The sequence below is a fragment of the Methylobacter psychrophilus genome, assembly GCF_025583945.1.
GTDB classification, from domain to species: domain Bacteria; phylum Pseudomonadota; class Gammaproteobacteria; order Methylococcales; family Methylomonadaceae; genus Methylobacter_C; species Methylobacter_C psychrophilus.
The window spans coordinates 36326-49772 of record NZ_JAOEGU010000029.1; the positions used below are offsets into that span (position 1 = coordinate 36326).

The window sequence follows — 13447 nt, forward strand, 5'->3', positions numbered from 1 at the left end:
TCTTTCGTTATTCAGAAATGTCAGTTCTTGAATAAGTTTAGCGGAAAATAACAGATGAATTAATAATCAAATTTAAAATTAAGTATGAATAAATTAAATAGGTTGTTGAAAATTTTAATAATAAGTAGGTATAGCTAGCCCTCATGAGAACAAACAATCTTCCAAAATACTCCGATCTTGTGTCTTTAATACCTGGGGGAACCATCCAATTTCTTGATCTTGGGTTAGATACCAGGAAGCTCCCCAGATTAAAAACAGAATATTGGGAATGGAGAGATGAATCTTTTGATGGGGGCATTGATCATTGTTGGCATTTAATGTGTCTCAAAATTGATGATCGGACAGGTAAGTACATAGATCAGCACACCAGATGCATCGCTGTTGAACCAACCCATTTATCAAATCAGGCTGGGAAAGGTAAAGAGATCGTTCCGTCGTATTCATTGAATGTGGATAGGGCTTTAGAACCATTTCTTGGGCAGTGGACTCCATTACCATTCCTTCGTAAGGAAGTTATGGCGGGAGCTCAAGAAGCAAGCTATCGAAAAGGCCCTTGTGACTGGGCTCGAGTTTTAATTATAGCTCTTCCTGAAAATGAAGAAGGCCGCCCCACTCACAGTATAACTATCGCTTTCGATACAGTCGTCGAAAAACAGTACGACTTGGATGAAGATGAGGATTCTTTCGCTGCACTAAGGCTACAGGATGTTCGCGATGGTGCAGAGTTTTCTTTAGTTGCAGATATCCAGCACAACTCGTGGTTTATTGCTCAAGAATGGGTTTCTGAGTGGTTGAAAGAATTATTTATTCAAGCCCTTAGGAAAAAGCGCCCGGGGCGAATAATTGAAGAGCAGGATTTTGAACATCAAGTTGAGCACATGGCGAGGTATATATCGTTTCTCGAGGTTCTAAATATTGCAGAGATCCTACCATCAGTCAGATTGATTGATCCTGCGCGTAATGACGCAATTGATGTTGATCTTGTTCTAGATATTGGTAATTCACGCACGACTGGGATGCTCATAGAGCGAAGAATTGGGCAGTCGATGGGTTTAAGTAACAGCGCTATCTTGGAATTAAGGGATTTAACGAATCCGAATTTACGCCACAAAGATCCATTTGGTTCGAACGTTGCGTTTGTTCGAATGAAATTCGGTGATCCTAACGGATTTTCCAGAGGAAGTGGTCGAAGGAGAGGGGCACTTCAATGGCCTTCTGTTCTCCGCGTTGGGCCTGAAGCATCAAGAATTGCTCTACATTCAAGACGTGATGTAGGGCAGACAACTATGTCCAGTCCTAAACGATATCTGTGGGATCGAGCGAAGCGTGTTCAAGAATGGCGGTATTGTCCTGAGTCGGAAGAAGGAAGTGCAGAGGAGCCACCAGTAAATAGTGGGGCTTTTGTTGGATTTGTAAATAATTATGGAACGCCACTTCATGTACTAAGTGATCCGAGAATCATTCGGGATCCTATATATCGTGATCAGGATAAATATCCGGTGACAGAACCTATGTTCTCTCGTAGCTCCATCATGATGTTTCTATTGTGTGAGGTTATTTCTCACGCATTGGCGCAGATCAATGCCCCATCACAGAGAGGAGAGCGCCTAAATCCGGATTTAGCAAGACGACTCAGAAATATTATACTCACAGTCCCTCCTGCCATGACAATTGCAGAACGGCAAATTTTTGAGCGCTGGGCTAATTGGGCTGTAGAGACACTTTGGAAGACACTAGATTGGGCTAGTGAGTCCTACATCGGAACCTATTTTGAGTATCAGTCTCCTCCGGTAGTCCGATGCCAATGGGATGAGGCAAGCACCACACAAATGGTTTATGTTTACAATGAGATAGCAGAAAGGTTTGCTGGCGATGCTACTGAATATTTTTCTGCATTTGGAAGAATTCGACCTGATAGAGGAACCAGAAAGTCATATAGGGTAGCAAGCATTGATATTGGTGGTGGCACAACTGACTTAATGGTCACTACTTATATAGATGAGTCCCAAGGTTCCACAGCGATACTTGAACCTATCCAGGAGTTTCGAGAAGGATTCAACCTCGCTGGGGACGACATTTTAAAGGCGGTAATTGAACGCCACTTGCTAAAACCGCTTGTTCAAGAACTTAAGAGTCTGGGAATGAGAGATGCCGAAGAATTTATGACGCGGCGCGTTGGGAGTGACTATGCTGGATTGCCTGAGCGTGATAGAAACCTAAGAGCACAATTTGCTCAGCAATATGCTGTTTCCGTCGGTTTACATATTTTGAAATTGGCAGAGCAAGTACCTATAACAAACACATCAGGTACCGTAGAGCAAATTGAGTACCTTGATGTTTTTAGTTCAAATAATCTTCCTCGTGCTGAAGTATTAGCATATATAGATGATGAGGTGTCCAATAAAGGAGTTAAAAACTTTTCGTTGGTTTCATGGATTAATCATATAGATTTAGGTGAAGTATCTGTAACTATCAACAGCGTTGTCTCACCTATTCTGAAAGATCTCTGTGAATCAGTCGCTGCTTGGAATTGCGATGTATTGCTTCTTTCAGGAAGACCATCTTGCTTACCAGCAGTTAAGGCTGCTGTATTACGACACCCTCCGGTACCATCCTCCAGAATTATCGCGATGAATTCATACCGGATTGAAAGTTGGTACCCATTTTGGAGTCTAGGTGGTGTTATTTCAGACCCCAAAACTACTAATGTGGTTGGTGCAATGCTTTGTGCGCTCTCAGAAGGTGATCTTCTGAATTTTCATTGCAATACATCTAAATTGAAGCCTGCATCAACAGTTAAATATGTTGGCGAAATGCAATCGACCGGCCAGATTAGGAATGAAAACCTGTTTTTTTCGGGCATTGATCTTGACGCGAATGCATCAGAGGAACAGAAGGCAACTTTCAAATTTGGAGCTCCAATGTTTATTGGTTTTCGACAACTACCTCTTGAACGTTGGACAGCAACACCTTTTTACTTTTTGAGTTTCTCTACTCAGGAAGCAAAAGAAAATGCCCGGAAAAAAGGACTGCCTTACACAATTTCATTGTTATATAAACGTACGGCAATACAATCGGGCGATTCAATGGAAGAAGCCATTTATGATGAAGGGGCTTTTAAAATCGAAGAGATTATTTCGTCTGATGGCTCAAGTATTCGCCCAGATGATCTACATCTCGAATTAAGGACTTTACGCGACGAGTATGGCCATTGGTTAGATACTGGCCTATTTGACATTCAGTAGGTAGTGAGACAATGTTATGGTAACCGCAGAACAATTAACAAAGCGCGCTAATCAAATTGCGTATGCTTGCAAGGATGCACTATCCTGGTGTGCTTCTTCTTCTGAAGATGTTATAAGGAGCGATAAGGCACTTGTGAAGGAGCTACGAACCTCTGTAGTATCAGCCGAGCGCTTAGCTTTTGCTGCAAATTCAAAAATGGCTGTTGGCGTATTTGGTCCCAGTCAAGCAGGGAAATCATATTTGATATCCGCGCTCGCACGTTCGGCCGATGGTTCCCTCATGTCTCGTATTGGCGACCGAAAAGAAGATTTCATTGCCAAAATAAATCCAGAAGGAGGTAAAGAGTCAACTGGTTTAGTGACCCGCTTTATTTTCGGGAGTTCTCCCGAAATCGCTCCTCCGGGGATGCCGATTCAGGTTGGGTTATTGACTGAGATTGACCTCATAAAAATTCTGGCAAATTCCTTTGTTGAAGATGTTATACCTCTTACTGATGATGAGCCTGCCAACCATCAAGTGGCGATTGAGGATCTAATAGAGCAAACAAAAAATAACCCTAGAGGTTCTGGGAGTCTTCAAGTTGAGGATATATATGACTTGGAGAACTATTGTCAGCAGAACTTAATGAAGAGCTCTAGAATTAAGGCTTTGAAAACGTATGGGTTCTGGCAAGCTGCAATTGATATGGCTTCAACTCTATCGGCGGAAGCTAGAGTAGATTTTTTTTCAACGATCTGGGAAGGTCTTCCTGCATACACTGAAATCTATCGGCGCTTACAAAAGCAACTTATACGCCTGAATTATGCAAAAAAAATTTACTGCGAGCCTTCGGCACTATTCGAGGTTCAAGGGGATAGTTGGATGCGTCAAAAAAGTAGTATTATTGACGTTGCTACTCTTGATAATTTGTGTACTGACGTTAGTGATACCGTTAGGGTTTCTGAACTAAACGGCAGCCCCATTCAAATCGAACGAGCGGAACTAACGGCTTTGGTTTCAGAGTTGGTAATACAGTTGGTTGAAAAACCTCACCCATTTTTTGATCATACCGATCTTCTAGACTTTCCAGGTGCAAGGTCAAGACAACCTTATACACGGGATAGATTAAATAGTAACGACGTTAGGTCAAATAATTTCTTGCGAGGCAAGGTCGCGTATTTGTTTGAGCGATATTCTGCAGAACGAGAATTATCAGCAATGTTGCTTTGTGTAGGCCCGTCTAACCAAAATGTAGTAGGTTTAGGTGAAATGATAGAGAGATGGGTGGAAGTGACTCATGGCGGAACACCTGCTGAGAGGGGAAAAGTTCCATGTACTCTATTTTTTATACTAACAAAATTTGACACGTCATTTGAGCAAGGCGCGGGTAAATCAGTTGATGGGACGCGATGGTCTAATCGGCTTGAGGCCTCATTATTAAAGCCTTTTGGAGCGCATTCCCATAAAACTAAGTGGGTGTCAGATTGGAATGGAAACGGAAAATTTAACAATATTTATTGGCTAAGAAATCCCAACCTTAGATATGATGCCCTCTTTGACTTTGAATCTCCATCGTCGTTTGTTGAAAAAAATATACGACAAGATAAAGTAGACTTTGTAAGTAAGTTAAAAAATGCATTCTTAGCAAATCAAATTGTTAAAGACCATTTCACTGATCCTGCTCATGCATGGGATAGTGCATGGGTATTGAATGATGGAGGGATTACGAGAATTGTTAAAGGTTTGGAGCCGATTTGCCGACCAGAAGTTAAATTGAATCAAATCGAGTTGCAAATTGATTTATTGGCTAAACAAGTGATTTCTCTTTTGGCCAGCTATTATATTAGTACTGATACTAATGAGCTTCGTAATGAAAAGAAGAAACTGGCCACGGAACTTGTAAATGCACTTGGTATTTCTTTTCAAAAAGGGCGTCTTGGCGAATTTATTTCAACACTGAAATTAGCTGACGACAGCGCACGTGATGCTTATTATCAAACAGAGCGAGAGATTACGTTTACCGGTGGTGGACAAGGTAGTAATGGTGTTTATGAGGAACCTGAAGAAGTAATAGAAGACGCTATGGCTGCGATGCTAGGTCTTGCTCCTACGCCCCAATCAAATAACACCGAGTCAAATAATAAAGTAGATCCAATCAAAGATTTTGCCTCTGTATTTGCTTCAAATGTGATCCAAATTTGGGCAGCAGATTTAGTAGAGCAGAGTAAAGACGTGAGTGCATCCTCATATTACGGAATTTCTACACAATTACTGTTGAATATAGTGAAGGAATTTGAAATATCAGCGCATAAAACAGGGTTGTACAACATCATTGTCGAAGAGGTTCGAAAGAGTCGATCTTTCAAAACTGAACGCAGATCGGTGTGGATGTGGAAGCAAGTTGCTCGCGTGACTGGATATTTTAATGATTTTATCGATCATGCAGGAAATATTTCAAATGATATTTCGGGGATACAGATACAGGCTTTGGACGATAGAAGGGTCAATATATTTGTATCTGAATACAAGTCACGGCCTTTAGATGCTTTGTTTGAAGATTCAAAAAATTTTGAACAAAAATATCTGATTGATTGGATACACGGGTTTCAATACTCGGTAAGAACAAATGCAGATTTTCAATCCGGGTTTTCTGGAGATATTGAAGCTAATTCTCGTCTTGGAAAAATATTAAGTGATCTGAGAACAGATCAAGTGCGATAATTGTTTTACAAAGTAAACTTGATCATTTTTTTATAATTAATAATGCGAGACATATCAATTTCTCTCTATTCAGAGTCTAGGCACGGTAGGGGGTGGGTTGGAGTTTTGATTACGGGATGGGAAGCACCTCAGGGAGATACCAGAGCCTGTTTTAAACGGTGGGGACATAAAAAGCCATTTTTAGGTATATCCGGATGGCAAGTTGCCGAAGATTGGGTGAAGGTAGAGAGACGAACTTCTGATGCTAGTGTTACTAATTTAACTTTCTCCCCGGAGGTGACTACTTGGTTAGAGGAAGGAAGTAACTATATCCTTTTTTTAGAGGTGGAAGGGATAAATGTATTTGAAATTCCGGTTAGGTGGGGAGGTATTGTGGCTAATAATCTTCTGCTTGTTTCGAAAAAACATACTTCGAACCATGAATTAGTTGATTCAGGTTTATTAGTAGTAGATAGTTTTATGTGTGATGAAGCTTCCGATAAAATATCTCAAGAGGATGAGGCCGCTTGGATTACTGCCAAGCAACTTGATACGAAAACTGGATACAAAGAATATTTGGATAGATTTCCATCAGGTAATTTTTTGGAAGCTGCTGAAAAGGCCTTTTGGCAATTTATGCCATCCAGTGTAATAGTATGCGTTTTGTCTAATATTTCTGAAACTAATAAGGTCAATTGCAGTATAGACACTAGTGTCTTTTTGTTATCCTCTGCGGGTAAGGTTCGTGGTGATCTCGATTTTGTTTCTTCTTTTGCATCTGGAGGAGATTCAGGGCAGATTCTTTCGAGATCTCCTTGTGGATCTGTCCGACATTTGGGCAAAGGTAATGGTTTGCTAAATAGCTCCCCCATGGAGTCGGTTGTTATAGATTTTAGTAATTTACCTTCGCAAATTAATTCAATAGCTATTACTGTGTCTATTTATACCAAGTCAAGAATAGTAGGACTTGAATCTGTTATTAGCGGTACAGTAGAGATTCTTCAATGTGAACCGAAGATTTTAATTGATGAAATACCTATGCAAAAGGGATTGTCAGGAATTAAAGGAATTTTTTTGGTCGAGTTTATTCGACGGGGAGATGATTGGGTGATTCTTAAGAAAAACAAAACATTTGCCGATGGTCTTAATGACATCTGCAAATATTTCGGGCTTGAGGTATGCTGAACAGTATGACTATAAGTGTGCAATGCTGCCCACAGAGAACCGTTATTTAATGAAAGTAGTTCGCTTATTACCAAACTTGGGCTTGATAATAAGCAAGTAGGGCTTTATCACTTAATGTCTAAATTCTATGAAATAGAACCAAATCTGGAAAACTACTGGCGTTCAATTATTCTGTTTGGCCGTAATGTCGCATCATATAAATTTGCCTTAGCCAAAGCGTTATATGATTTAAAAGATAGCGGTGATTCTGTTATTAGCCTGGAACAATTGGCGGTGCCGTTTTCCAGACATATTGCCGAGCATTTGGTTGTGTGTGATAAACAAATTACCTCGGCAAGCAGCAAGTTTCTGGATGGCTGTCGGGATTTTAATGCCAAGCAAATCAACCAGGATGCCTTGATTGATTTAACGGTTCAGTTGGGTTTTAACAATGTGCTGGATGCCTTTCACAATGTCCATGAACAAGAGCTTCCAGTCCGTTTTTTTATGGATGAAAGAAAAACCAAAGGCGGCATTACTTTAACGGATAATTTTTATCGTTTGGGCGAGCAATATCAGTATGATAATTTGGCCGCAGAAACTGAATCACGCTGGCGCTTGGTTGAAACCGCTTGGGAATTAAATTTACCCAAGCATTTAATTCAAGTGGATTATAAAGAAGAAACCCGCGAATTTTTTGCGGACAATAAATTGCGGCGTGTCGCTGTCACCGCCGCCAGTCCGTCTTTAAACGGTTACCAAAAAGGCCGGTGTTTTTATTGTTTCAGGGATATTTCCCTGGATAATAATCACGCTGATTTTGCCGATGTGGATCATTTCTTTCCGCATGATTTACGAAAATGTGATGCCGAAAAACCCATTAACGGTGTCGCAAATTTGGTGTTGTCCTGTGTTGATTGCAACAGGGGCGTGAGCGGAAAATTTGCCAACTTACCGGCGTTGCCATTGCTGCAACGTCTGCATGATCGCAATGAGTATTTAATCACCAGTCATCATCCGCTCAGGGAAACGTTAATTGTACAAACGGGGTGCTCTACCGAGAAACGTCAACAGTTTTTGCAGGATGCTTATAATTGTTCAATCACTCATTATGGCTTTAATCAAAAATGGCAACCACCACAACAAGGTATTGCTATTTTTTAAGGGGAAAATGCTGACCAGCTGATAAGTTTCGCTGGCTCCCAATTTTCAGTTTGGGAACCAGTAATCGTATCTATTGGGCTTTTCCTGCTTGATGCACTGCTGATTTAATCGCCACATCACCGTCTTTACGGTTATTGGCTAGTAGTGTTAACGTGTCTCCATTTTGGGTCATGTGAAAATACTTTAAGGTATTCATACCAATTAATACTTCATCCAAATACTGATTGATGTTGGCATTGAGGTTTATTATTTCGGCACCCCCAATTTTTAGGTTATTTATTCGGGTCAGATGATCACTGACTTGACCCCCTGCCGTATTTGACTTTATCTCATTACCGAAAGGTAAATTTGCCGTTATAGCCATTTTTGCAGGAATTGAGGTTTTGGTTGCCCCCGTATCGATTAGAAAAGGCATAGGAATATTATTAATCAATGCTGTGCCTCTGAAATGTCCTTGACGGTCGGCTTTTAAAACAACTCCGCCCTGCAATGTTTCAGAAGGGTTCTGATTCTGTAAAATCACAGTTTCATTGGTCTTGCTCAAAAAAGTATCCGCGCCATACCAAAGCCCTGAAAGCGTAATAAGCGGATATAAGAGATAAATGATTCTCTTGTTATTACTTGGTGGCTTTTTAGGGGTTAAATTTGGTGATTGGCGTGGCGTTTTATTCCTGTCACGGTAATAATCGCGATCCTGTAAGCCCATTATTTTCTCCAGAAAATTTATTTTTATGTTTGTAGTATTCTCAATCGCTGGCTAATTATAACCATGACTACATAAGTCCAATTTAGTAAGATAAGACCTTTTGTCCGGCGTCAATTACCCTGTCCGGTCGGACAAGGTAATTGACGCCGGACAGCAAATACTTGCCGAGCGGCATTACCGGTGTTTAACCGATTTTTTGGAAAAAGCTTATTAATATTTACAAAACAGCTAAATATCCACCATTATTTTTTAATGACAAAATTATGCCAAGTCAAATTTCTTGACGCTTCTGTTTCACTTTCCTGTACCAGGATCGTGCATTGATTTTCTGCAAAGAATTTTAAAAAATCAGTCATATTGATCGTTTCATAGAGCTTGCCTTTTTCTCGGTTATCGGTTTCATGGGTGCCGCGAAAGGAGATGATTAAGCAACCCGAATCGTTAAGTAATTGCAGTAAACGCAGACAGGCAGTGTTTAAGGCAAGGGGATTTAAATGCATCAATACGGCAGAGCACAGAATATTCTGAAACTGCGATTTACCCAGATGGTTTAGCTCAGGCAAGGCATCTTGAAAAAAATGCTCGGTAGGGTACAACGCTTGAGCCTGTTGTAACATCTGTTCCGAGGCATCCACACCGGTTGCCGGAAATCCCTGTTGGGTTAACCAATGGGTATCACGGCCAATGCCACAACCCACATCAAGCGTTGTACCATTTTTGATAAAATAGTGGTCAATTAAGGCATAAATGCGCTGCGGCGTTAACGTTACATGTAACTGTGCAATGCTTGCTGCTTCGCGGTTGTAAGTGTCTATGGTTTGTTTATCCATGGCTGGTTTTTTATAGCAGTGAGTTAAGATTAATTGCCATGTAATTGCCAAAAGTCAGCTGGCTTGATAATTGAGTAAACAGTGGACAGAACAATTAAATCCTTGTCACCGGTAACAAGATATTTGGCGTTTGAAGCCAGAAATGTTCCAAGGACAGATTGGTCTGCGGCATCATGAAGCTGGGGATCTTCTATTGGTTCAGGTTCAACCAGATCAGCGAGAAAAGCCAAACTATTCACAAAATCGCGCATTTCAGAATTGGACCAACCCAAGCGATGATTAAGTCTTGGAAAGACGCGTAGCAATTTATCTAAAATATATTGGGAAAGTATCACATCTAAGCTACCACTTTGCCAGGCAGCGACAATTTTTCTTGGTATGGAATTTGGATAAGCCGTACCGGAAAGTTAAACATGGGTATCCAAAACGATGCAAACATTAGCCATAATCAGTGTTAAGAATGCCTGATTTCGGAAACAATAGTATCGATTTCATCCAGGTCGTCTTCTTCTGGAATAGTCGAATAAGCTTTGGCAAGACGCTGGCTTAGTATCTCAAAGCGATCTTTAAATCGGCGTATCCGCTCAAATAGTTGTGTATCAACCAAGGCAGCCACAGGTTTTCCGTCTTTTTTAATCACTATGGAGTCATGGCGGTATTGCACCTGATTGATCATTTCACCCAGATTTTTCCGGAATACAGCCGCATTTACTTCGTTAATCATGTTAATTCTCTATTGTAGACATTTGATCGTATTGATTAATATGAGTAATGTCAATCATGGATTTTAAGACATTGACGCCAATAGAATTTAACTGATGATCAAAAAGATCGGTGTAAATGTGTTGGGTTATAAGGCACCCTTCGTTTTTGCAGGATGCTTATAATTGTTCAATCACCATTGTGGCTTTAATCAAAAATGGCAGCCACCACAACAAGGTATTGCTATTTTTTAAGGGTTATGTGAGATTTAATAATCCAAAGGTTATAAGCTGTATTCGAGCAATAACGTAATCCCGGCATTTAAAGCATCAAAACGCCGAGGTTCGCTTTATTTATCGCAGTCTGTATACTCTTTGTTTTTTGTAAAAAATTATCCAAGGAGCGAATCATGTATGTATATCGTACTATTCAACGGCTTAATAACTTACATGTTCAATTTGATCTACCGCCTGAATTTGCGGGCTGCACTGAAGCTGAAATCATCGTGTTGCCTGTGTCTTCTTAACCTGAATCTACAACTTGGGAAGAGCGTGTATTAGCTTTTGCTGGGACATTAAGTGACGATTTTTCCGATAATATTAATTAAATCATTGTTCATGCTCTTGCTATGATACGTGTTCAGCGCTATAAAAGCCGTAGCACAGTTGATTATTCAGAATTAATTAAAGGCGGTCAATGTTGATTCAGTATCATTCACCGAGTTGTGTATACCCGACAAAACGTTACGGTTACTCCGTCAAGAAGGTCAGGGTACTTGGTTATTAACTTACCGTTATATTAAAACGCACTGGAGCCAGTACAATGAATTTATCAGTCCAAGACATTACTGCAGAAATCTTGACCTTGCCAGAACAAGAACAACAAGAAGTAGCCGACTTTATTGAATTTTTAAAAACCAAATTAGCGCGGCGACAAGCTAAACGGTTTGAATCACGTCAACAAACTCCACCAAATCAACTAACCGAAGGAGCACGAGTGTTACAAGTGTTGGAAGAAGTCGGGCTTTTAGGGTGCATGGAAGGCGGTGATGGTAAATTATCAGAGGATTACAAACAGCACCTATGGGAAGATGAATGATTATTGCTGATACCGGTTTTTGGGTAGCATTATTTGACCCACGAGACAATCATCATCAAACAGTACGCGCTTACGCGCTAACAATTAACGAGCCGTTAATTACAACACTGCCCGTTGTAACCGAAGTTTGTTATTTGCTACAAAAAAGATGTAATCCGCTTAAAGCTGCTATTTTCTTAAAAACTCAACAAACTGCCCACTTGTTTAGTTTATTCGCAATTAAAGAGGCGCATTTGCCACGCATCGTAGAACTCATGATTCAGTACGCCGATTTACCGATGGATTTAGCGGATGCTTCTTTGGTGCTATTAGCCGAAGAATTAGGTCACGGGCGCATTATCTCTACAGATAGACGCGATTTTCATACCTATCGTTGGAAAAATCACCAGCCGTTTTGTAATTTGTTGGAGGTTGCGTTGTGTCAATGATTTTTCGCTTTAGCCAAAGCACCCTACGATTTAAAAGGTAGTGTTAATATTAATATCGAGTAGTTTTTAAACTGTTGAGCGCCGTTTATTAAAATCAAGATGATTCGAGGAGTATTTAATGATGAATTTAAATCCGATAAAACAATACGCTGACGTTGTGAATGGTGTCATACATACTAAACGTGTCGAATTAACCATTGTGCCTTTAGATGATGACATCTCGTTACGCACTGCATTTCAACAATTTTTACTTGATAGTCCGGAAATGTCGGATGATGAATATATTGCTATTGAAGAAAAAAGACGGCATTTGCAACAATGGAAATAATTTGCCTCGACACGAATGTACTGATTGCTCATAAACGCGCCAAGAAAGCTGATATAGATACAACGTTTTTGTATCAGTTAACGATAAAACCATACTAATTTGCTGTATCCAGTATTACGGTATATGAATTATTACGCGGTGATAATCAGGACGAAGATGCTTATTGGAAAGCCATGTTTAGCAACATGACCGTACCGGATTTTGATAGTCATTGTGTACTTTGAGATAATTGACAAGGTACAAACATGTTTAATTTGTTTTTGAGATAGGGTAATGGAACGCTGCAAAATCCGAGTTGTAATTTTCGTTTATTTCGTTTATCTTGCGTCACATAATTAATAATAATTTGGAGTAAGCAGTGTGACGTTATCTAATGTGGTTCATTTGCCCACAGCGCAAGAAGCAGAAGAAGCTAAAATAACCAGCCGCGCTTTATCAAAATATGTCCATAACGAAAGGCTTCATTTAAAAATAGCCAGTAATAATAATGAATCAGAAGATTTAATTTTACCGGGCTATGCTATAAATTTGTTACTCACCATGTTGACGGAAATGTCCAAAGGCAATGCCATAACGGTTATGCCAATACATGCAGAATTGTCTACTCAGGAAACGGCAGAATTATTAAATGTAAGTCGGCCACATTTAGTTTATTTGTTGGAGCAGGGCAAAATTCCATTTAGAAAAGTGGGTACGCACCGACGCGTTTTGGCTAAGGATGTGTTCGAATATAAGCAACGAATTGATGAAGCTCGACTCAAAGCTCTCGATGACTTGGCTACCCAAGCTCAAGAGCTGGGCATGGGTTATGAATAGTGGCAAAGTTTTCAGTTATTTATTTATTTTCTTAACTTCTTATTAATAGGCTACTTTATGCGTTTATCTGATTTTCAAAGACATACTATTTGCGAAAGTGCCAAACATAATTTTGGTCAAGAGACACAAGTCTGGTTATTTGGCTCCAGAGTTAATGATGATGCCAAGGGAGGCGACATTGATCTGTATATTGAGCCGCAAACGCAAAAAATCGCCGATTTAATTATTGCGAAATTACATTTTCTCAAGGATTTACATAAAAAAATCGGCGAGCAAAAGATTGATG

Annotated in this window: 13 protein-coding genes; 9 read left to right on the forward strand and 4 right to left on the reverse strand. The window is 40.0% G+C overall.

What is annotated here, in order from left to right; all coding sequences use genetic code 11:
• The first annotated feature begins 143 nt into the window (after positions 1-143).
• The 4 genes from N7974_RS13585 to N7974_RS13600 all read left to right on the forward strand — a co-directional run bounded on the left by N7974_RS13585 (position 144) and on the right by N7974_RS13600 (position 8253).
• On the forward strand, positions 144-3245 hold the full coding sequence (locus N7974_RS13585) for a virulence factor SrfB (protein ID WP_262966138.1): 3102 nt from the start codon (positions 144-146) through the stop codon (positions 3243-3245).
• Between the two features lie 16 nt (positions 3246-3261).
• On the forward strand, positions 3262-5946 hold the full coding sequence (locus N7974_RS13590) for a putative virulence factor (protein WP_262966139.1): 2685 nt from the start codon (positions 3262-3264) through the stop codon (positions 5944-5946).
• Positions 5947-6051: 105 nt separating this feature from the next.
• Positions 6052-7110 carry a TerD family protein gene (locus N7974_RS13595; RefSeq protein ID WP_262966140.1) on the forward strand — a complete coding sequence of 353 codons (1059 nt, stop codon included), beginning with the start codon at positions 6052-6054 and terminating at the stop codon, positions 7108-7110.
• A gap of 114 nt (positions 7111-7224) precedes the next feature.
• Complete coding sequence (locus N7974_RS13600; RefSeq protein ID WP_262966141.1) at positions 7225-8253, forward strand: HNH endonuclease family protein; 1029 nt, start codon at positions 7225-7227, stop codon at positions 8251-8253.
• 70 nt (positions 8254-8323) lie between these two features.
• Here N7974_RS13600 and N7974_RS13605 read toward each other — a convergent pair whose 3' ends face one another.
• From N7974_RS13605 to N7974_RS13620, 4 genes are all read right to left on the reverse strand, one after another.
• Positions 8324-8959 carry a retropepsin-like aspartic protease family protein gene (locus N7974_RS13605; RefSeq protein ID WP_262966142.1) on the reverse strand — a complete coding sequence of 212 codons (636 nt, stop codon included), beginning with the start codon at positions 8957-8959 and terminating at the stop codon, positions 8324-8326.
• Between the two features lie 242 nt (positions 8960-9201).
• A complete protein-coding gene (locus N7974_RS13610) occupies positions 9202-9789 on the reverse strand; it encodes a class I SAM-dependent methyltransferase (RefSeq protein WP_262966143.1) in 588 nt (195 codons plus the stop codon).
• 29 nt (positions 9790-9818) lie between these two features.
• Complete coding sequence (locus tag N7974_RS13615) at positions 9819-10169, reverse strand: putative toxin-antitoxin system toxin component, PIN family (RefSeq protein ID WP_262966153.1); 351 nt, start codon at positions 10167-10169, stop codon at positions 9819-9821.
• Positions 10170-10243: 74 nt separating this feature from the next.
• Positions 10244-10513, reverse strand: a complete 270-nt coding sequence (locus N7974_RS13620) for a type II toxin-antitoxin system Phd/YefM family antitoxin (protein ID WP_262966144.1) — start codon at positions 10511-10513, stop codon at positions 10244-10246.
• Positions 10514-11313: 800 nt separating this feature from the next.
• Between N7974_RS13620 and N7974_RS13625 the strand changes: the two genes are divergently transcribed.
• From N7974_RS13625 to N7974_RS13645, 5 genes are all read left to right on the forward strand, one after another.
• Positions 11314-11589, forward strand: a complete 276-nt coding sequence (locus N7974_RS13625; RefSeq protein WP_262966145.1) for a DUF2281 domain-containing protein — start codon at positions 11314-11316, stop codon at positions 11587-11589.
• Positions 11586-12017: a type II toxin-antitoxin system VapC family toxin gene (locus tag N7974_RS13630; protein WP_262966146.1), complete on the forward strand. Its 432-nt coding sequence runs from the start codon at positions 11586-11588 to the stop codon at positions 12015-12017. The genes N7974_RS13625 and N7974_RS13630 overlap by 4 nt, the downstream gene beginning before the upstream one ends.
• A gap of 118 nt (positions 12018-12135) precedes the next feature.
• Positions 12136-12345 carry a hypothetical protein gene (locus tag N7974_RS13635; protein WP_262966147.1) on the forward strand — a complete coding sequence of 70 codons (210 nt, stop codon included), beginning with the start codon at positions 12136-12138 and terminating at the stop codon, positions 12343-12345.
• Positions 12346-12705: 360 nt separating this feature from the next.
• Complete coding sequence (locus tag N7974_RS13640; RefSeq protein ID WP_262966148.1) at positions 12706-13161, forward strand: helix-turn-helix domain-containing protein; 456 nt, start codon at positions 12706-12708, stop codon at positions 13159-13161.
• 57 nt (positions 13162-13218) lie between these two features.
• A partial coding sequence (locus tag N7974_RS13645) for a nucleotidyltransferase family protein (RefSeq protein WP_262966149.1) occupies positions 13219-13447 on the forward strand: 229 nt, incomplete at its 3' end.